This is a genomic window from Sphingobium psychrophilum, from assembly GCF_012927105.1.
Classification (GTDB): domain Bacteria; phylum Pseudomonadota; class Alphaproteobacteria; order Sphingomonadales; family Sphingomonadaceae; genus Sphingobium; species Sphingobium psychrophilum.
In genome coordinates, this window is the sequence record NZ_JABBFV010000012.1 from 94,773 (window position 1) to 113,988 (window position 19,216).

The 19,216-nt window shown below is 64.8% G+C and carries 16 protein-coding genes and 2 tRNA genes; 13 read left to right on the plus strand and 5 right to left on the minus strand.

Annotation, left to right across the window (positions count from 1 at the left end):
• Nucleotides 1-5 precede the first annotated feature (5 nt).
• The 8 genes from HHL08_RS16350 (at nt 6) to HHL08_RS16385 (ending at nt 8,487) form a co-directional block, all read left to right on the plus strand.
• Nucleotides 6-1,235, plus strand: coding sequence for a hydrolase (locus HHL08_RS16350; RefSeq protein ID WP_169574133.1), 1,230 nt, complete (start codon nt 6-8; stop codon nt 1,233-1,235).
• Nucleotides 1,232-2,251, plus strand: coding sequence for an arginine N-succinyltransferase (locus HHL08_RS16355; protein ID WP_169574134.1), 1,020 nt, complete (start codon nt 1,232-1,234; stop codon nt 2,249-2,251). The genes HHL08_RS16350 and HHL08_RS16355 overlap by 4 nt, the downstream gene beginning before the upstream one ends.
• On the plus strand, nt 2,248-3,531 hold the full coding sequence (locus tag HHL08_RS16360) for an N-succinylarginine dihydrolase (protein ID WP_169574135.1): 1,284 nt from the start codon (nt 2,248-2,250) through the stop codon (nt 3,529-3,531). Before HHL08_RS16355 ends, HHL08_RS16360 begins: the two co-directional genes overlap by 4 nt.
• A gap of 29 nt (nt 3,532-3,560) precedes the next feature.
• Nucleotides 3,561-3,776 (plus strand): hypothetical protein, encoded by a 216-nt coding sequence (locus HHL08_RS16365; protein ID WP_056693773.1) that lies wholly within the window; start codon nt 3,561-3,563, stop codon nt 3,774-3,776.
• A gap of 94 nt (nt 3,777-3,870) precedes the next feature.
• Nucleotides 3,871-4,755 carry a PAS domain-containing protein gene (locus HHL08_RS16370; protein WP_169574136.1) on the plus strand — a complete coding sequence of 295 codons (885 nt, stop codon included), beginning with the start codon at nt 3,871-3,873 and terminating at the stop codon, nt 4,753-4,755.
• A 170-nt stretch (nt 4,756-4,925) separates the two neighbouring features.
• Complete coding sequence (locus HHL08_RS16375; RefSeq protein WP_169574137.1) at nt 4,926-5,375, plus strand: TadE/TadG family type IV pilus assembly protein; 450 nt, start codon at nt 4,926-4,928, stop codon at nt 5,373-5,375.
• Nucleotides 5,372-6,997, plus strand: a complete 1,626-nt coding sequence (locus tag HHL08_RS16380) for a pilus assembly protein TadG-related protein (RefSeq protein WP_169574138.1) — start codon at nt 5,372-5,374, stop codon at nt 6,995-6,997. Before HHL08_RS16375 ends, HHL08_RS16380 begins: the two co-directional genes overlap by 4 nt.
• 38 nt (nt 6,998-7,035) lie before the next feature.
• Nucleotides 7,036-8,487 carry a cobyric acid synthase gene (locus HHL08_RS16385; RefSeq protein ID WP_169574139.1) on the plus strand — a complete coding sequence of 484 codons (1,452 nt, stop codon included), beginning with the start codon at nt 7,036-7,038 and terminating at the stop codon, nt 8,485-8,487.
• 51 nt (nt 8,488-8,538) lie between these two features.
• Here HHL08_RS16385 and HHL08_RS16390 read toward each other — a convergent pair.
• Together HHL08_RS16390 and HHL08_RS16395 are read right to left on the minus strand one after the other, a co-directional pair.
• Nucleotides 8,539-8,615: transfer RNA gene (locus HHL08_RS16390), tRNA-Arg, on the minus strand.
• A 58-nt stretch (nt 8,616-8,673) separates the two neighbouring features.
• Nucleotides 8,674-8,750: transfer RNA gene (locus tag HHL08_RS16395), tRNA-Arg, on the minus strand.
• 116 nt (nt 8,751-8,866) lie between these two features.
• Here HHL08_RS16395 and HHL08_RS16400 point away from each other — a divergent pair.
• A complete protein-coding gene (locus HHL08_RS16400) occupies nt 8,867-9,364 on the plus strand; it encodes a hypothetical protein (RefSeq protein WP_169574161.1) in 498 nt (165 codons plus the stop codon).
• A 36-nt stretch (nt 9,365-9,400) separates the two neighbouring features.
• On the opposite strand, the gene ppdK is transcribed toward HHL08_RS16400, so the two are convergent.
• From ppdK to HHL08_RS16415, 3 genes are all read right to left on the minus strand, one after another.
• Nucleotides 9,401-12,103, minus strand: a complete 2,703-nt coding sequence (ppdK, locus tag HHL08_RS16405) for a pyruvate, phosphate dikinase (protein WP_169574140.1) — start codon at nt 12,101-12,103, stop codon at nt 9,401-9,403.
• Nucleotides 12,104-12,249: 146 nt separating this feature from the next.
• Entirely contained in the window at nt 12,250-14,520 is a 2,271-nt protein-coding gene (gene glyS, locus HHL08_RS16410; RefSeq protein ID WP_169574141.1) for a glycine--tRNA ligase subunit beta, read from the minus strand.
• A 112-nt stretch (nt 14,521-14,632) separates the two neighbouring features.
• Nucleotides 14,633-15,532, minus strand: coding sequence for a glycine--tRNA ligase subunit alpha (locus tag HHL08_RS16415; protein WP_088182199.1), 900 nt, complete (start codon nt 15,530-15,532; stop codon nt 14,633-14,635).
• Nucleotides 15,533-15,708: 176 nt separating this feature from the next.
• On the opposite strand from HHL08_RS16415, the gene HHL08_RS16420 reads away from it, so the two are divergent.
• The 4 genes from HHL08_RS16420 to pth all read left to right on the plus strand — a co-directional run bounded on the left by HHL08_RS16420 (nt 15,709) and on the right by pth (nt 19,127).
• The gene (locus HHL08_RS16420; RefSeq protein WP_169574142.1) at nt 15,709-16,611 is read left to right on the plus strand and encodes a TraB/GumN family protein; all 903 of its coding nucleotides are present in this window, start codon (nt 15,709-15,711) and stop codon (nt 16,609-16,611) included.
• On the plus strand, nt 16,611-17,495 hold the full coding sequence (locus HHL08_RS16425; protein WP_408021784.1) for a TraB/GumN family protein: 885 nt from the start codon (nt 16,611-16,613) through the stop codon (nt 17,493-17,495). Before HHL08_RS16420 ends, HHL08_RS16425 begins: the two co-directional genes overlap by 1 nt.
• A gap of 272 nt (nt 17,496-17,767) precedes the next feature.
• Nucleotides 17,768-18,385 carry a 50S ribosomal protein L25/general stress protein Ctc gene (locus HHL08_RS16430; protein WP_169574144.1) on the plus strand — a complete coding sequence of 206 codons (618 nt, stop codon included), beginning with the start codon at nt 17,768-17,770 and terminating at the stop codon, nt 18,383-18,385.
• A gap of 172 nt (nt 18,386-18,557) precedes the next feature.
• Nucleotides 18,558-19,127 carry an aminoacyl-tRNA hydrolase gene (gene pth, locus HHL08_RS16435; RefSeq protein ID WP_169574145.1) on the plus strand — a complete coding sequence of 190 codons (570 nt, stop codon included), beginning with the start codon at nt 18,558-18,560 and terminating at the stop codon, nt 19,125-19,127.
• Nucleotides 19,128-19,216 lie beyond the last annotated feature (89 nt).

The window sequence follows — 19,216 nt, forward strand, 5'->3', positions numbered from 1 at the left end:
GGCGGATGACGGATTTTTCATCGCAGGAACGGATGCTGCTCGACCGCGCTGCGGCCGCGCCGATGTTGGCGCAAACGCAGGCGTGGGCGGCGATTAACAGCGGAACGCGCAATCTGGCCGGGCTGGCCCGGATGGCGGATGTTCTGGCGGACGCCTTTTCCACGCTGCCCGGCGCGATCCGCCTGGCCGATCCCGCCCCGGTCGAAAGCGTATCACCGGACGGGCGTGTCCAGACCATCGATCATGGCCGCCATCTCCATCTGTCGGTGCGCCCCACAGCGCCCATCCGCCTGCTCCTGACCGGGCATATGGACACGGTGTTTCCCGTCGATCACCCCTTTCAGCAGCAGCGCTGGCTGGAGCCGGGCGTCCTCAACGGCCCCGGCGTCGCCGACATGAAGGGCGGGATCGCGGTCATGCTGGCGGCGCTCCATGCCATCGAGGGATCGGACGCCGTCGCCACGCTCGGCTATGACGTCATCATCAACAGTGACGAGGAAGTGGGCAGCGCATCATCCGCGGCACTGTTGCGGGAAATGGCGGCGGGCAAGCTGGCGGCCTTCACCTATGAACCCTCCGCCCTACCCGACGGCACGCTGGCCGGCGCGCGCGCGGGAAGTGGCAATTTCTCGATCGTCGTCACGGGCCTGAGCGCTCATGCCGGACGCAATCCCGATGACGGCCGCAACGCCCTGCTCGCCGCCGCCGACCTGGCGTTGCGGCTGAAAGCGGGGAGCGGCGTGGGATTTTCCTGCAACCCCGCGAAGATCGATGGCGGCAGCCCGAACAATGTCGTACCCGACCATGCCGTGCTGCGCGTCAATTTCCGGCCGCGCACGCCGGCGGACGAGATCGCAGCCCGCGCCCTGATCGACCGGGCGATGGCCGATGTCGCGCGCGACCATGACGTCAGCCTGCACCTGCACGGCGGCTTTGGCCGCCCGCCAAAGCCGATGGATGCCAAGGCGCAGGCGCTCTTCGGGCTGGTGCGGCAATGCGGCGCGGACCTCAGCCTCGACATCGGCTGGCGCGATACCGGCGGCGTGTGCGACGGCAATAATATCGCGGCCTGCGGCGTGCCGGTGGTCGACACAATGGGCGTGCGCGGCGGCAGCATCCATAGCGACGCGGAATTTCTGCTGACCGACAGCCTGCCCGAACGGGCGCAATTGTCGGCGCTGGCGCTGTGGCGGATCGCCCAGGGACAATTCAAAAGAGAGGGGATCACCGCTTGAGCTTCATCATGCGCATCGCGCGCGCCGACGATTTACAGACGCTCTATGAGATGGCGAAGCTGACCGGCGGCGGCTTCACCAACCTGCCGCCCGATCGCACCGCGCTGTCCGCCAAGCTGGAGCGCACCGAACAGGCGCTCGCAAGAGACAGTGAAGGCATCGAGGACGAACTGATCGTCATGGTGCTGGAAAATGTCGAGACGGGCCAGGTCCGCGGCACCTGCCAGATATTCTCGACGGTGGGGCAAAGCTGGCCCTTCTACAGCTACCGCCTGGGCACGCTGACCCAGCATAGCCGGGAACTCGGCCGCACTTTCCGCGCGCAGATGCTCTCGCTCACCACCGATCTGGAAGGATCGGTCGAGGTCGGCGGCCTGTTCCTCCACCCGCGCGAGCGGGCCGAGGGGCTGGGATTGTTGCTGGCGCGCAGCCGCTATCTCTATATCCGCAGCCATCGTGCGCGCTTTGGCGACAAGGTGATCGCCGAATTGCGCGGCGTCATCGACGAAGCGGGCGGATCGCCCTTCTGGGACGGGCTGGCCGGGCGTTTCTTCGGCATGAATTTTCAGGAGGCGGACGAGTTCAACGCGGTGAACGGCAACCAGTTCATCGCCGACCTGATGCCCAAGACGCCCATCTACACCGCGATGCTGACCGACAGCGCCCGCGCCGTCATCGGCCTGCCCCACCCCAATGGCCGCGCCGCGATGCGGATGCTGGAGACGGAGGGGTTCGACAATGCCGGCTATGTCGACATATTCGACGGCGGTCCGACCATGGTGGGGCAGGTCGATCAGTTGAAGACGATCGCGGCGGCGCGCGACGTCACCCTGTCCGCCACCCATGAAAAGGGCGGGGACAAGATGCTGATCGCGACCGGCAAACTGGCCGATTATCGATGCACCTGGGGTTTCGTGCAGGAAGATGATAATGGCGCGGTATCGATGGATGCAGCCAGCGCGGCGCGCATCGGTCTCGATATCGGCGGTTCCTTCACCATGGCGGGGCGGGCATGAGCGTCAGGGAAATCAATTTCGACGGGATCATCGGTCCCAGCCACAATTATGCGGGCCTGAGCCTCGGCAACCTCGCTTCCGCGCGCAATGCTGGCGCAGTGGCCCACCCCCGCGCGGCGGCGCTTCAGGGGCTGGAGAAGATGCGCGGCAATATCCGCCTCGGCCTGGCCCAGGGCATCTTCCTCCCGCAATGGCGCCCTGACGTCGCTTGGCTGACGAAGCTGGGCACCGATGTCGGCGACGCCGATCCGCATATCCGGGCGGCCGCCATGTCCGCCTCCTCCATGTGGGCGGCCAATGCCGCCACCGTCTCGCCCGCCAGCGATACGGCGGACGGGCGCACGCACCTGACCGTCGCCAATCTGGTGACGATGCCGCATCGCAGCCATGAATGGCCGCAAACGCTGGCGCAGCTGCGCATCGCCTTTTCCGACGCGCGCGCCTTTTCCGTGCACGATCCCATCCCCGCCCCCTTCGGCGACGAAGGCGCGGCCAATCACATGCGCCTGGCCGAACGGCACGACCAGCCGGGCGTGGAGGTCTTCGTCTATGGTCGGTCGGGCGGCGCCTTCCCCGCCCGCCAGCATAGGGAGGCGAGCAAGGCCGTCGCCCGCATCCATGGCCTCAACCCGGCCCGCACCCTTTTCGTGGAGCAATCCGAAGCGGCGATCGCAGCCGGTGCCTTCCACAACGACGTCGTCGCGGTCGCAAACGAGCGCGTGCTCTTCACCCATGAACAGGCCTTCGCCGACAAGGACGCTTTCTACGCCGATTTGCGCGCCGCCCTGCCCTGCGTCGAGATTGTCGAGGTGCCCGCCAGCGCGGTCAGCCTGGCCGATGCGATCAAATCCTATCTGTTCAATGCGCAGCTCGTCACCCTGCCTGATGGCGGCCCCTCGACTTCGCTCGGGACAGGCATGGCGCTGATCCTGCCGACCGAGGCGCGGGATACCCCTGCGGTCTGGACCTGGCTGGAACAGATGATCGCGGGCAACGGGCCGATCCGCCGCATCATACCTGTCGATGTGCGTCAATCCATGGCCAATGGCGGCGGCCCCGCCTGCCTGCGGCTGCGCGTCGTCGCCGATCCCCTGGACATCGATCCCCGTTTCCTGGTGGATGAGGCGCAGTTGGATAATATTGCGCAGATCGTGTCCCAATATTGGCCAGAATCGATCGCACCCCAGGATTTGAGCGACACACGGCTGATTGCCCGCATCGAGCAATCATGGTTAACGCTTGTTGACCATTTGCAGCTGTCGGGCGATCTTTCGCCCTGACGGCGGGGGCAACGCCGGATGGAATCGATATGGAACGGATCAAGAGCCTCTTCATCATCAAGACCAAGTTCGAGGCGTTCCTGGTGATCTATGCCCTGGCGCTGGGCGCGGCCGAGCGCGGTCATGTCTATATGCAGCAATATCCCGGCACCGGCGGTCATCTGCTGGCGCTCGCTTGTTCGGGCGCGGTCTTCATGGCGGGGGGCAAGATCCTCGACGCACTGGACTATCAACGCGGCATATAACGCCGCGCTTGTTCCGAAATGGATCGAACTCGACCACTATAACCGGCCTCCCTGCATTATCCTTCCTCCGTTCACGATGAAGGAGTGACGACACATGCTGGACGATCGACGCAGGCGCAGCGTGCCCGCCGCCGAACTGGTGCGCAATTTCGCCCATTGGCGCGAAGTCGGATCGCATGAGCCAGTGATGGTGACCCATCATGGTCGGGAAACCCATGTCTTCATCGGGCTCGACCGGTTCCGCACGATGACGGTCAACGACGAAGGCGCGGTGGCGCCCGACCGTACCTTCGAAATCGCCGCTCGCATCCATCAGGGCCTGGTCCTGTGCCGCGCAGACCTTTCCATCGACTATGTCAATGGCGTCGCGCTTGCGATGGCCAAGCGGTGGGACCGGCATCTGGAGGGACAGTCGCTGTGGGACGCCTTCCCCGAACTGGCCGGCACATTGACGGAGGCGCATATCCGTCACAGCCTGGCCTCTGGCGAGGCGAGCGCGGCCGATATTCCCTCCCCCTTTCGCGACGATGTCTGGCTGCATGTCCAGACCTTTCCCTTTGCCGGCGGGGTCGCGCTGCTGCTGCGGGACATCACGGCCGACATGCAGCGCCACCGGCTGGCCGACGTCAAATCGGCCATCCTCAAGGCGATGGGCGTGCATGGCGGGGTCGGCTATGTGCGGGTATCGATGCGCGGCTTCATCGATGTGGTGAACGACAGCTTCTGCGCGATGGTCGGCCTGACCGCCGATCGACTGGCCGACGCGCCGGTCGCCGACTTGGTGGCGCTGCCCGTCCGCCCCCATTTCCGTGAGCAGATGGAGCGAGTGCTCCGCGGGGAAGGCGACATGCGTTTCGCGACGCAGTTGCTGACCAACGATGGTTCGGTCGCGCCGATCGACGCGGCGATCGCCCGGTTGCACGGCATTTACGGGACGGAGGGCGCGGTGATTGTCATTACCCCCACGAACGCCCCCTGAATGTGCGACAACAACGTCCATATCGGAGGATGCCGGGCGAATCTGCGCAAGATTTACCGGAAAGGGCGGCTTTCTGCTCCTGAGCGCCGCGCCTGGCCATGTAAAACCCGCCAACCACGGACTTGGCGCAGCACACCCGAAATTGAACAGCGCCCCGTAGCATCGTCGTCATGTCCCACGATAACGCCCGCTCCACCGCCCGATCGCGTCGACCGCTGGCCGCGCTGCTGCGCCATCAGGCGGGCAGCAGCCTGATCGAGGCGGCCTTCGCCCTGCCGCTGCTCATCCTACTGCTGATGGGCATATTGGCCTATGGCAGTTGGTTCATGACCGCCCACAGCCTCCAGCAGGCGGCGAATGATGCCGCCCGCGCGTCAGTGGCCGGGCTGAACGCGACCGAGCGCCGAACCCTGGTCGATCAAAGCGTCGTCGCCGCCCGCGCCGCCTTTCCGGTCCCCGGCGCCCAGACGATCGGCGTCAGCACCGGCGAAAGCAGCGGCTATTATACCGTGACGCTGCGCTACACCCTCGCCAGCGCGCCCCTGTTCTCGGCGATGCCCTTCCCGATGCCCGGCAATGTGCTGGAACGCACCGCCGTCGTGCGGATCGCCAGCCAATGACCGGCGCGCGCTTCCACCGGGCGCTGGAGCGGGACCGGCGCGGCGGCGTGACCGTCATCCTTGCCGGATCGCTGTTCATGCTGGCGGGTGCCGCCACCGTCGCGGTCGATCTGGGTTCGGTCTATCTCGCCCGCCGCCAGTTGCAGGGCGTGGCGGACGCCGCCGCGCTGGCCGCCGCCGATGGCGGACGCACCGCCGCCGAACAACTGGTAGGGCGCAGCGGGATCAGCGGCGCGGCGCTCGCGACCTACGACAGCGGCAGCTATATCGCCGACTCCTCCATGCCAATGGACCAGCGCTTCCGCGCGGGCGATCCCAATGGTGGAGCGATGCGCGTCGAAGTACGCCGCCGCGCGCCTCTGTTCTTCGGCCGCTTGCTGGTCGGCCGCGACGGCATAGATCTCAGCGCCCGCGCCACCGCCGCCCGCACCGACGCCGCCGCCTTTTCCCTGGGCACCGGCCTTGCCTCCATCAGCGGCGGATTGCCCAACATGCTGCTGTCCAATCTTGCCGGCACCGAACTCAACCTGTCCGTGATGGACTATAACGGGCTGGCCAGCGCCAATCTCGACCTGCTGCATATCGCCGATGCGCTGCGCGTGCGGACCGGACGCGATGGGGAAGCCTATGGCGCGCTGTTCGATCGGCAAATTCCGTTGTCCGACTTGCTCGGCGCAATGGCGGACAGCGCCGGGACCAGCCCCGCCGCCGCCACGCTGCTGGCGCTGTCGAGCCGCATACCCGGCCGCTCCATCCGCCTCAGTGACATTGTCGACCTTGGCCCGATGCGCGGCGCGGCCAATGCGACCGGACAACCCAATATCCTGCTCGACGCCTTCTCCATGCTGCGCATGCTACTCAGCCCGCCATCGGGGACGAGCGTGCCTATGGACCTGCGCGTCACCGTGCCGGGCCTCACCAGCACCCGCCTGATGCTGGTCACGGGCGAGGGACAGGCGCGATCGCCGCTAATGAGCATCACCGCCAAGCGCGACGTGGTGCTGCGCACCGCCCAGACGCGCATCTATCTGGAAAGCACGGTCGCCACTATCCTGTCCGGCATAGCCTCTGTGCGCGTGCCGCTTTATGTCGAACTGGCAGCGGCGGAGGCGCGCCTGTCGGATATCCAGTGCGGCGCCAACGGCGGCGTCACCCTGGCGGTCACGCCCTCGGTCGGCACCGCGGCGTTGGGCGACGTCGATATGAATGCGCTCACCAACTTCTCGGTCCCCGCCAATCCGCGCGCCGCCCTGCTCGCGCAGACGCTGGGCACGCGCGTCACCGGCTATGCCAATATCAGCCTGGGCGGCACCCAGACCCACAATGTCCATTTTTCTCCGTCGGAGATCAGCGCGCAGCAGGCCAAGACCGTCAGCACGCAGGATCTGACGCAGGGCATCGCCGCCAGCCTGGCCAGTCAGACCCAGATCCAGGTGTCGCTGCTGGGCATCACCATCGGCAACAGCCCGCTCAGCCCGCTGGTCGGCGCCGTGCTGGGCACCACCGCGCCGCTGCTGGATGGCATCATCAATAGCGTCACCGCCACGCTGGGCGTCAGGGTGGGGTCCGCCGACGTGCGCGTGCACGAACGCCGCTGCGGCATGGCCGCTATCGTAGCCTAACCCTTGCCTTCGCGGCGCTCCCCCGTCAGGAGCGATCCATGGGCGCTATCATGTTGCAGGGAACCGGATCGGACGTCGGCAAATCGGTGCTGGTGGCCGGGCTATGCCGCGCGCTGCTGCGCCGGGGCTATCGGGTGCGCCCGTTCAAGCCGCAAAATATGTCCAACAACGCCGCCGTCACCAGCGACGGCGGCGAGATCGGCCGGGCGCAGGCGTTGCAGGCGATCGCCTGCGGCGTGCCCCCGCATACCGACATGAACCCGGTGCTGCTCAAGCCCCAGGCCGACCGCACGTCGCAACTGATCGTCCATGGCCAGGTGCGCGGCACGCTGGGGTCGGGCAATTTCCGCAGCGCGCGCGGGCAGTTGCTGGGCGCAGTGCTGGAAAGCTATGAACGGCTGCGCGACCAGTGCGACATCCTGGTGGTCGAAGGGGCGGGATCACCGGCGGAGATCAACCTGCGCGCCGGCGACATCGCCAATATGGGTTTCGCCCGCGTGGCCAATGTGCCCGTCATACTGGTCGGCGACATCGACCGGGGCGGCGTGATCGCGGCAGTGGTCGGCACCCGCGCGGTGATCGACCCCGACGACGCGGCGATGATCCGCGGCTTCCTCATCAACAAATTCCGCGGCGACCCGGCGCTGTTCGAGGATGGCTATGCCCAGATAGAGGCGCTGTCGGGCTGGCGCGGCTTTGGCGTGGTGCCCTGGCTGGACGCCGTCACCCGGCTGCCCAGCGAAGACGCGGTGGTGCTGGAACGGCGTAGCTTCTCGACCGCTGCGCCTTTGATCGTCGCCTGCCCGGTACTGCCGCGCATCTCCAATTTTGACGATCTCGACCCGCTCAAGCTGGAACCGGGGGTAGACCTACGCATGATCGGGCCGGGCCACGCGATCCCCGGCGATGCGGCGCTGGTGATCCTGCCCGGATCGAAGGCGACGGTCGCCGACATGCGCGCCATGGTCGCCCAAGGGTGGGACATCGACATTCGCGCCCATCACCGGCGCGGCGGCGCGGTATTGGGCCTGTGCGGCGGCTATCAGATGCTGGGGCGCATGATCACCGATCCCGAAGGGCTCGAAGGACCGGCTGGGTCCGTCGCGGGTCTGGGCCTGCTGGACATAGAAACGCGCCTGTCCGGGGCCAAGACGCTGGAGCAGGTGCAGGGCCGTGCGCTCGATGCCGACTTTACCGGCTATGAAATGCATATGGGCGCAACCCACGGCCCGGACTGCGCCCGCCCCTTCGCCCTGATCGACGGCGCGCGCCCGGATGGGGCGATCAGCCGCGACGGGCGCGTGATGGGCAGCTATGTCCACGGCCTGCTCGCCAGCACGGCGCTGCGCAATGCGCTGCTGCGGCGGCTGGGCGGCGCATCGGCGGGCGTCGACTATGACCAGTCGGTCGAGGATGCCCTGCACGAAGTGGCCGTACTATTGGAAAGCCATGTCGATATCGACGCCATGGTGGCGCTGGCGACGGCCTGACCTTCATCACAAAAAAGGCGGCCAGACGCCGCCTTTTATTCGATCATAATATGGTGCACCCAGAGCGATTCGAACGCCCGACCCTCAGATTCGTAGTCTGATGCTCTATCCAGCTGAGCTATGGGTGCGAAGAAAAGACAATCGGACCGCGGCTATAAGCCCGGACCAAAAGCCCTTCTGAAACTATGGTGCACCCAGAGCGATTCGAACGCCCGACCCTCAGATTCGTAGTCTGATGCTCTATCCAGCTGAGCTATGGGTGCGTGGAGACGCGCAGATAGAAGCGCTTGGCCGATTGGGCAAGCCCCTTTTTTGCACTTTTATGGCCTAGCAACCTTTATCCCCCATCCCTCGTTCAGTGGGGCAGGAGGACGCCATGATGAGCTTCAATCTGAACGAGGTTGCGTTACTGCTGGTGGTGCTGGTCATCGGCTGGCTGCTGGGCTTGATGATGAGCGGGCGCGGCAAATATCGCCGCCTGTGGCAGGACGAACAGGCGGTGCACCGCAGCGCGATCAAGGACCGCGACGCCCGCATCGAAGCGTCCAACGCGCGGATCGCCGAACTGGAGCGGCACTCGGCCGCCCCGATCGCCGCCGGCGCTACCACGACGGCCGCGGGCGTAACCCACGGCCGCGACGATCTGAGCCGGATCGGTGGCGTAAGCCAGGCGCAGGAAATCGCGCTGAACGACGCGGGCTATCATCGCTATGGTCAGATCGCCGCGCTCAATGCGGAGCAGGAAGCGACACTGGAGGCGCGACTGGGCCTGAAACCGGGCACCATCGCGCAGGAAGATTGGCGTGGCCAGGCGCTGGCGCTGGAACGGGACGGCAGCAAGCCCGGCCTGCTCAGCCGCCTGACGGGATCGCACTGAAACGAAAAAGGGCGGGGTTAATACCCCGCCCTTTTGCTATCCCTTCCTGGCAAGCGCCGCCTGCGCCGCAGCCAATCTCGCGATCGGCACGCGATAGGGCGATGCCGACACATAATCCAGGCCCGTCGCCTCGCAGAAGGCGATCGAGGCCGGATCGCCGCCATGTTCGCCGCAAATGCCGAGCTTAATGCCCGGACGGGTCTTGCGGCCACGCTCGGCGGCGATCTCGATCAGTTCGCCCACGCCTTCCACATCGATGCTGACGAAGGGGTCGCGGGCGAAGATGCCCTTGTCCACATATTGCGTCAGGAACCGGCCGGCGTCGTCGCGGCTGATGCCGATCGTCGTCTGGGTGAGGTCGTTCGTGCCGAAGGAGAAGAACTCGCCGACTTCCGCAATCTCACCAGCCTTCAGAGCCGCGCGCGGCAGTTCGATCATCGTGCCGACCAGATATTCGACACTCTCGCCCTGCTCCTTGAACACGTCGGCCGCCACGCGATCCACGATCGCCTTCATCAGTTCCAGTTCTTTCCGCGTGGCGACCAGCGGGATCATGACTTCTGGGATCGGCGCTTCGCCGCCCCGCGCCTTGACGATCAGCGCGGCTTCGAAGATCGCGCGCGCCTGCATCTCGTAGATTTCGGGATAGGTCACGCCCAGGCGGCACCCGCGATGGCCCAGCATCGGGTTGAACTCGTGCAGTTCGTTCGCCCGGCGCTTGAGCGTATCGACGCTGACGCCCGCCGCCTTGGCCACGTCCTCAAACTCCGCTTCGCCATGCGGCAGGAATTCGTGCAGCGGCGGATCGAGCAGGCGGATGGTGACGGGCAGGCCGGCCATCACCATGAATATCTGCGCGAAATCGTCCCGCTGTTCCGGCAGCAGCTTGTCGAGCGCCAAGCGGCGGCCCTTCTCGCTGTCGGCCAGGATCATTTCGCGGACCGCGGTGATGCGCGCCGCGTCGAAGAACATATGTTCGGTCCGGCACAGGCCAACGCCTTCCGCCCCGAACTCCCGCGCGACCTTGCAATCCTGCGGCGTTTCGGCGTTGGCGCGCACCTTCAGGCGGCGGACCTTGTCGGCCCACACCATCAGCACGCCGAAGTCGCCGGCCAGCTCAGGCTGTACCGTCGGCACTTCGCCCGCCATCACTTCGCCGGTCGACCCGTCGATGGTCAGGATGTCGCCTTCCTTCAACTCACGGCCGCCGACGCGCAATATCTTGGTCTTGTTTTCGATCGATATGCCGCCCGCGCCCGAAACGCAGGGACGGCCCATGCCGCGCGCCACCACGGCGGCGTGCGACGTCATGCCGCCGCGTGCGGTCAGGATGCCCTTGGCCGCATGCATCCCGTGAATGTCTTCCGGGCTGGTTTCGACGCGCACCAGGATGACGGCGTCGCCCATTTCTGCGCGCCGCTCGGCGGTATCGGCGTCGAACACGATCGCACCCGAAGCCGCACCCGGCGAAGCGGGCAGCCCCTTGGTCAGCACGTCGCGCGGTGCCTTGGGATCGAGCGTGGGATGCAGCAACTGGTCAAGCGCCGCGGGATCGACGCGGGCGACCGCCTCTTCCTCGGTGATCAGGCCCTCATGCGCCATATCGACCGCCATCTTGAGCGCGGCCTTGGCGGTGCGCTTGCCCGACCGGGTCTGGAGCATCCACAGCTTGCCTTGCTGCACCGTAAATTCGATGTCCTGCATGTCGCGATAATGGGTTTCGAGGATCTGGAAAACGCCTGCCAGTTCGGCATAGGTTTCCGGCATCGCCTCTTCCATCGACAGCGGCTTGGCCCCTGCCCGTTCGCGCGCCGCGAGCGTCAGATATTGCGGCGTACGGATGCCCGCGACGACATCTTCACCCTGCGCGTTGATCAGAAATTCGCCATAATAGACATTTTCGCCGGTCGACGGATCGCGCGTGAAGGCCACGCCCGTCGCGGACGTTTCGCCCATATTGCCGAACACCATCGCCTGCACATTGACCGCGGTGCCCCATTCGCCGGGGATATTGTTCAGGCGGCGATAGACTTTCGCGCGCTCAGACTGCCACGATCCGAACACGGCCGAAATCGCGCCCCACAACTGGTCATGCACATCCTGCGGGAAGGGCCTGTTCCACAGCTTCTCCACCAGCGCCTTATATTCGGCCACCAGCATTTTCCAATCGGCGGCGGTCATCTCGGTGTCCAGGCTATAGCCCTGGTCTTCCTTGGCGATTTCCAGCGCTTCCTCGAACGCGCCATGGTCCAGTTCCAGCACGACGTCCGAATACATCTGGATGAAGCGGCGATAGCTGTCCCAAGCGAAACGCTCGTCGCCGCTGGTCGTGGCCAGGCCGATGACGGTTTCGTCGTTCAGGCCCAGGTTCAACACCGTGTCCATCATGCCCGGCATCGACGCGCGCGCACCCGAACGGACCGACACCAGCAGCGGATCGGCCGCATTGCCGAACGTCTTGCCGGTGATCCCCTCGATATGGGCAAGGCCGGTGGCCACTTCGGCCCGGACGCTATCGGGATAGACGCCGCCATCTTCATAATAGCGAGTACACATGGCCGTCGTGATGGTGAAACCCGGCGGCACCGGCAGGCCGATCGCGGCCATGCCGTCCAGATTGGCGCCCTTGCCGCCCAGCAGGTTGCGGTCACCCTGCCCGCCATCATCCACACCGCCGCCGAAACGATAGACATAGCGCGTCGCGGTGCTGTTCATGATGGCCTCTTGTGTCTTAAGCATATGATCCGGCTCTCCCTGCACTGATTGCCGTGGATATTGTGCGCTGCAACAGTCTGTACAAAAGACAGGCGAATATTGCACCTGCCTTTATTGGGATTTCGTCGTCATATCGTCATTTTTATGGACAGATATGTCCGACTTATCCCTCAGCCCGTAATTTTCGAAAAGTCCGCGACGCCATGCACCGCCACCCGCAACCGGTCGAGCAGCGCGAGACGCGCCGCCCGCTTTGCCGGATCGGCGTCATTGACCATGACGGAATCGAAGAAGGCGTCGATCGGCGCGCGCAGCGTGGCAAGCGCGGTCATGGCGTCCTCGAACCGTTCATCGGCCACGGCCTGCGCCGCGCGGGGTTCGGCCGCGTCCAGCGCGGCGAGCAGCGCGGCTTCGGCGGGTTCGGGGGTGTAATCCCAAACCCCGTCATTCCCGCGAAGGCGGGAAGCCATCTCCGGCGCTGCGTCTCGCTGCTCGGCTGGGAGATGGGTCCCCGCCTTCGCGGGGATGACGGTAGTGGGTTGGACGCCAGCCCCTTCCTTCTTGAGGATATTGGCCGCCCGCTTGTATCCGGCAAGCAGGTTCGCGCCATCATCGGTCGCGACAAATGACTGCAACGCATGGACGCGGGCGAGCAGGCGAACGAGATCATCCTCGCCCCCAAGCGCGAACACCGCATCGATCAGGTCGTGACGGACCCCCGCTTCCTTCTGCTGAACCTTGAGACGGTCTGCGAAAAAAGGTGCAATGTCATTAGCTTCAACACGAAACAAATCTTGGCCTGCCGCATAATGTAAGCCGTCAATCGAGCAACGGAGATTATTTGCCAATATCAATTGAATAATGCCTAGCGCGGCACGCCTAAGAGCAAACGGATCTTTCGATCCGGTCGGCTTCTCCCCGATTGTGAAAAAGCTAACAATACTATCCAGCTTATCCGCCAAACTCACCGCCACCGTCACCGGCGCGGTGGGCACGTCGTCGCCGTGCCCGACCGGCTTATAATGGTCGCGGATCGCATCCGCCACTGCATCGGGCAGCCCTTCGGCGCGGGCGTAATAGCCGCCCATGACGCCCTGCAATTCGGGGAACTCGCCGACCATTTCGGTGACCAGGTCGGCCTTGCACAGGCGCGCGGCCTGTTCGGCTAGATCGGCCAATTCTTCCCCGGCACGGGGAGGGGGACCAGCCGAAGGCTGGTGGAGGGGGCTATCGGTTGAGGACGACGTCGAGAGGCCAGCGTCAGGACGCGCCCCCCCTCCACCACTCGCTTCGCTCGCGGTCCCCCTCCCCGTATCGGGGAGGATTATCCCCTCTTCCACCAGCCACCGCGCCAGCTTGGCGACCCGCTCGACCTTGTCCGCAACCGTGCCCAGCTTCTCGTGAAACGTAATCCGTCCCAGCTTCTTGGCATGGTCCTCAAGCCGCGTCTTGCGGTCCTGTTCCCAGAAGAAGCGCGCATCGCTCAGCCGCGCGGCCAGAACCTTGCGGTTGCCCGCGATGATCGCCGCGCCGCCATCCTTCGCCTCGATATTGGCGGTGCAGATGAAGGCGGGCGCCAGTTTGCCGGCCGCGTCGTGCAGCACGAAATATTTCTGGTTGATCCGCAGCGTCAGTTGGATGACTTCAGGCGGCACTTTCAGAAAGGCCGGGTCGAAATCGCCCAGCAGCGGCACCGGCCATTCGGTCAGCCCCGCATTCTCCGCGACCAGCCCCTTGTCCTCGATCACGGTGTAACCATGCGCCGCAGCAGCCTCCGCCGCCTTTTCCGCGATGATCGCCTGCCGCTCCTGATGGCTCACGATCACATGGCAGGCGCGCAGCTTTTCGACATAATCGTCCGCGCCGCCGATGGTGATGACGCCGGGATGGTGAAAACGATGGCCCAGCGTCGCATAGCCCGACCGCACATGCTCGACCGCGATGTCGACCAGTTGCTCGCCGAAGATCGCGACGATGCCCTGCAAGGGGCGTACCCAGCGCAGACTTTCGGTCGTCTGGCTGGCCACCCCCCAGCGCATCGCCTTGGGCCAGGGGAAGGCGCGGATGACGGCGGGCACGGCCTGCGCCAGCACATCCATGGTCGCGCGGCCGGGCTTGTTCACTTGCCCGAACCAGACACCGTCCCGGTCCTCCAACTGATCTTGGGTCAGGCCGGTCTTGCGTAAAAAGCCTTCAAGCGCCTGCGGCGGCGCGGAAATGCGTGGCCCCTTGAACTCCTCGCTCACCGCCGCGGTTTCTTGGCTCAGGCCTCGCGCGATCAGCGCCAGCCGACGCGGCGTCACGAAACTGTCGATCGCCGCGGGCTTCAGGCCAGCCTTGGCCAGCTCTTCCGTGAACAGGCGAGCCAGGTCGTCGGACGCCTTGACCTGCATACGCGCGGGAATTTCCTCGCAGCGCAATTCGAGGAGGAAATCAGTCATATTTCATTTTTCCGTTCGTCTCGAGCGAAGTCGAGAGACGTGGAGGACAGGCCGCGCGAGCGTGTCTCGACTTCGCTCGACACGAACGGCTGTTGGGTGCAGGTCGACCCGCTCACGCCACCCACCCCGGAAATTTGGCGCTCCATGCGTCGCTATTGCTGGCGATCCACGCCTCGCAACTTCCCTTCGCCATGTCGCGCACCTGGCCCATATAGCTGGCGCGTTCCTGCACGGAAATCACGCCGCGCGCCTGGAGCAGATTGAACACATGGCTGGCCTTGATCGCCTGGTCATAAGCGGCCAGCGGCACGTTCGCCTCGATGCATTGCGCATATTCGGCCTGGCAATCCTTGAACCAGCGGAACAGCTTGTCGGTGTCGGCGACCTCGAAATTCCATTTCGACATCTGCTGCTCGTTGGCCAGGAACACGTCGCCATAGGTGACGCCGGCGTCATTGAATTTCAGGTCGTATACGCTGTCGACGCCCTGAATATACATGGCGAGCCGCTCCAACCCGTAGGTCAACTCCCCCGCGACCGGCTTGCAGTCGTAACCGCCCATCTGCTGGAAATAGGTGAACTGCGTGACTTCCATGCCATCGCACCACACTTCCCATCCCAGGCCCCAGGCGCCCAGCGTCGGGCTTTCCCAGTCATCTTCGACGAAGCGGATGTCGTGGACCAGCGGATCGATGCCGATCTCCACCAGGCTCCCCAGATACAGTTCCTGCAAGTTCGCGGGCGATGGCTTCATGATCACCTGATATTGGTAATAATGCTGCAACCGGTTGGGATTTTCGCCATATCGGCCGTCCGTGGGCCGCCGGCTGGGCTGGACATAGGCGGCGTTCCAGGGCTGCGGCCCCAGCGCGCGCAGCGTGGTCGCGGGGTGGAATGTGCCTGCCCCCACTTCCATGTCATAGGGTTGCAGGATGACGCAGCCCTGTTTCCCCCAATAGGCATGGAGGGTCAGGATCAGGTCCTGGAAGGAAAGCGCTTTGCCTTCGGCCACGAAACGTCCTTATCGAAAGTGCTGATTTACGTGGCCGCGCCTTGGCCCATGGGGCCGATAGGGTCAAGGGCCAAGGGTTAGGGGCCAAGGGTTACGGGCCAAGGGTTAGGGGAAAGCCGCCGTAAACAGGGTTAAGCGGCTTGCCCTCCCGCCGCGCGCTCCCCATTGAAGGGGCCATGACATTGCTTCCCACCCTGTTGCGGGCGTTTGGCGCCGCCTGGCTGCTGATCGGCGGCGTCCCTGCACATGCCCAGCCTACCGCCGCCACCCCGGCGCTGTGGGCGGTGCGGGATGCCGACACCACCATCTATCTGTTCGGCACCGTCCATGTGATGAAGCCGGACATCGACTGGTTCCACGGCGACATAAAACGCGCCTTCTACCGCTCGGACGAGTTGGTGCTGGAGATTATCGAGCCGGACGATCCAAACGCGATCGGCGCGACCATGACGGGCATGGCGCTGGCCAAGGACGGGGTAAAGCTGTCCGACCGGCTGACCCCGGACGCGCGAGCGAAATATCAGGCGGCGATGGACGCCAACAGCCTGCCCTGGCGCACGTTCGACCTGTTCAACCCCTGGATGAGCGGCATGGCCCTGTCAGTCGCCCCGCTCGCAAAGCTAGGCTATAAAAACGACCTGGGCGCGGAGAAAATCCTGCGCAGCGCGGCGGAAGGCGCGGGCAAGAAAGTCGCCGCGCTGGAAACCGTCGAGCAGCAGGTCGGCTTCTTCGCCAGCCTGCCGATGGCGCAGCAGGTGCAATTCCTCAACGCCACCGTCGACGGCCTGCCGGATATGGAGAACGAGTTCGGCGACCTGCTGCGCTACTGGCAGGCGGGGCAGCCGGACAGACTGGCAAAATCGATGAACGAATCGCTCGAAGCGACGCCGGAACTCGCGCAGGTGCTGCTGACCGGCCGCAACGCCAATTGGGCCAAGTGGATCAAGGCGCGGTTGGATCAGCCCGGCACCGTCTTCGTCGCCGTGGGCGCGGGCCATCTGGCCGGCAAGGGCAGCGTGCAGGATCAACTCGAGACATTGGGCTTGCGCGCCCGCCGCATAAAGGACGTAAAACCATGATGCGCGTCGTCACCCGCCTCCTCGCCCTGTTCGCGCTGACTATGGTCGCGGCCTGCGGACAGAATGACACGCCCACCGCCAAGGCGCAGGGCGGCCCGGCCCTGTGGCAAGTGCAGCGCGGCGAACTGAACGGCTGGCTGTTCGGCACCATCCATGTCCTGCCCAAGGGGCTGTCCTGGGACACGCCGACGATCACCGAAGCGATGACCGCGTCCGACCGGCTGGTGCTGGAAGCCGCGGACTTGCAGGACGAGCAAAAGACGCTGTCGCTGTTCGAGAAAATGGGCCGCAGCGCCGGCCTGCCGCCGCTGGAACGGCGCGTGCCGGACGAGGAAAAGACGGCCCTGGTCAAGGCGATGGCGGACGGCGGCACCAACAGCCAATTGCTGTCCGGCTATGAAAGCTGGGCCGCCGCGATGCTGCTGTCCGCGTCCAGCCAGCAGGGGCTGGGCGTCAGCCAGGATGACGGCGTCGAACCCGTGCTGATCGAGCGCTTCAAGAAGGCCGGCAAGCCGATCGGCGGGCTGGAGACGGTGGAACGGCAATTCGCCGCCTTCGATACGCTCCCCGAAGCGGCGCAATCGCGCCTGCTGGTGCAGACCATCCATGAAGCCAAGGGCATGAAAGCGCTGTACGACCGCATCCTCACCGCCTGGGGCAAGGGCGACATGGACGCGATCGCCAAGGAAGACCAGATCGGCGAGCAGCCCGACCCGATGGTCGAGGAAGCCGTGCTGGTCGCCCGCAACCGCGACTGGGTGAAGGCGATCGAGCCGATGCAGGGCCGCCCCTTCATCGCGGTGGGCGCGGGTCACCTGACCGGCCGGGAAAACCTCATCGAACTGCTCAAGGCCAAGGGATTCACGGTGACGCGGGTGCAGTGATTCACCATCAACGGCCGTTCGTCCTGAGTAGCCATTGAGCGAAGTCGGAGTCAAAGACGACCGAAGGGCAAATGGCGTATCGAAGGATAGGTTTGCCTACATCCTTCGATACGAGGCTTCGGCAAGCTCAGCCTCTACTCAGGACGAACGGATGTTGCTCGCGCCCCACCCTTGCATTCCCGCCCTTTTCTGCTAAAGGGCCGCCTTCCCGCTATGGTCATCCCTGGAGGCGTGGTGGGAACGTACATCAATTTTGCTTTTGGAGACACGCAATGAGCGAGCAGCTTACGCTGTCGGCCGAGGCACGCGATCGGGCAGGCAAGGGAGCCTCCCGCGCCCTCCGCCGTGAGGGCCGCGTACCCGCCGTCATCTATGGAATGAACGAAGAACCCCTGTCGATCCACGTCGAGGAAAAGCTCCTAAACAAGCAGCTCGGCACCGGCCACTTCTTCAATTCGGTCATCATGGTCGAAGTCGGCGGCAAGACCGTCCGCACCCTCGCCAAGGACGTGGCCTTCCACCCCGTCAGTGACCGTCCGCTGCACGCCGATTTCCTGCGCGTGTCCGAACATGCCACCGTTCACGTCCATGTGCCTGTGCGCTTCGAAAATGAAGACGCCTCGCCGGGCCTGAAGAAGGGCGGCGTGCTGAACGTCGTCGCGCATGACATCGAACTGGAAGTCGACGCCGCCGAAATCCCCGACGAAGTCGTGGTCGACCTGACCGGCCTGGAAGTCGGCGATTCCATCCACATCAGCGCCGTGACCCTGCCCAAGGGCACGAAGGCGCTGCACGCGGACACCGACTTCTCGATCGCGACCGTCGTCGCCCCGTCGGCGCTCAAGAGCGCCGAAGGCGAAGCGGAAGACGAGGCTGGCGAGGCCGAATAAGCCTCTAGCGCCTCAACCTCTTAAACCTCCGTTCGTGCTGAGTATGGACTGAGCTTGTCGAAGGCCCGTATCGAAGCATTGGTCCCAAGGACCGATCCTTCGATACGCCATTTCGACTTCGCTCAATGTCTACTCAGGATGAACGGAGGTTTTTGATTCGGGAAGAAAAGCCATGCAAATCTGGGCGGGCCTGGGCAATCCGGGGCAGCAATATGCGATGCACCGGCACAATGTCGGCTTCATGGTCGCGGACCTGATCGCGGACCTGCATCGCTTCTCACCACCCAAAAAACAGTTCCAGGGCTGGGTGCAGGAAGGGCGGATCGGGCCAGAAAAGATCATCCTCCTGAAACCCGCCACCTTCATGAACGACAGCGGCCGGTCGGTTGGCGATGCGATGCGCTTCTACAAGCTGACGCCGCAGGACGTCACCATCTTTCACGACGAACTCGACCTCGTACCCATGAAGGTCAAGGTAAAGCGCGGCGGCGGCAATGCCGGGCATAACGGCCTGCGCTCGACCGACGCGCATATCGGCAATGACTTCCGACGCGTGCGGATCGGCATCGGCCATCCGGGGCACAAGGACAAGGTCCATAACTATGTCCTGGGCAATTACGCCAAGAGCGAGATGGATGCCCTGGCCGACATGCTGGCCGCGATCGGCGCGGAAGCAGAATGGCTGGCCAAGAATGACGACGCGCGCTTCATGAACGAAGTGGCGCTGCGGCTGGCGGCCTGAACTCTTAAACCGCCTAAACATCTCACACCGAAGCGCGGTGATAATGACTTATCGGAACAGGCATGGCGTTCCCCGGCGAAAGCCGGGGT

Excerpts from the sequence above, each read along its gene's own strand:
- pth (WP_169574145.1), top strand. The coding sequence starts at position 18,558 with ATGCAAATCTGGGCGGGCCTGGGCAATCCGGGGCAGCAATATGCGATG.
- HHL08_RS16365 (WP_056693773.1), top strand. The coding sequence starts at position 3,561 with ATGGAACGGATCAAGAGCCTCTTCATCATCAAGACCAAGTTCGAGGCG.
- HHL08_RS16400 (WP_169574161.1), top strand. The coding sequence starts at position 8,867 with ATGAGCTTCAATCTGAACGAGGTTGCGTTACTGCTGGTGGTGCTGGTC.
- glyS (WP_169574141.1), bottom strand. The coding sequence starts at position 14,520 with ATGACTGATTTCCTCCTCGAATTGCGCTGCGAGGAAATTCCCGCGCGT.
- HHL08_RS16375 (WP_169574137.1), top strand. The coding sequence starts at position 4,926 with ATGTCCCACGATAACGCCCGCTCCACCGCCCGATCGCGTCGACCGCTG.
- HHL08_RS16385 (WP_169574139.1), top strand. The coding sequence starts at position 7,036 with ATGGGCGCTATCATGTTGCAGGGAACCGGATCGGACGTCGGCAAATCG.
- HHL08_RS16425 (WP_408021784.1), top strand. The coding sequence starts at position 16,611 with ATGCGCGTCGTCACCCGCCTCCTCGCCCTGTTCGCGCTGACTATGGTC.
- HHL08_RS16380 (WP_169574138.1), top strand. The coding sequence starts at position 5,372 with ATGACCGGCGCGCGCTTCCACCGGGCGCTGGAGCGGGACCGGCGCGGC.
- ppdK (WP_169574140.1), bottom strand. The coding sequence starts at position 12,103 with ATGCTTAAGACACAAGAGGCCATCATGAACAGCACCGCGACGCGCTAT.
- HHL08_RS16420 (WP_169574142.1), top strand. The coding sequence starts at position 15,709 with ATGACATTGCTTCCCACCCTGTTGCGGGCGTTTGGCGCCGCCTGGCTG.
- HHL08_RS16360 (WP_169574135.1), top strand. The coding sequence starts at position 2,248 with ATGAGCGTCAGGGAAATCAATTTCGACGGGATCATCGGTCCCAGCCAC.
- HHL08_RS16430 (WP_169574144.1), top strand. The coding sequence starts at position 17,768 with ATGAGCGAGCAGCTTACGCTGTCGGCCGAGGCACGCGATCGGGCAGGC.
- HHL08_RS16370 (WP_169574136.1), top strand. The coding sequence starts at position 3,871 with ATGCTGGACGATCGACGCAGGCGCAGCGTGCCCGCCGCCGAACTGGTG.
- HHL08_RS16350 (WP_169574133.1), top strand. The coding sequence starts at position 6 with ATGACGGATTTTTCATCGCAGGAACGGATGCTGCTCGACCGCGCTGCG.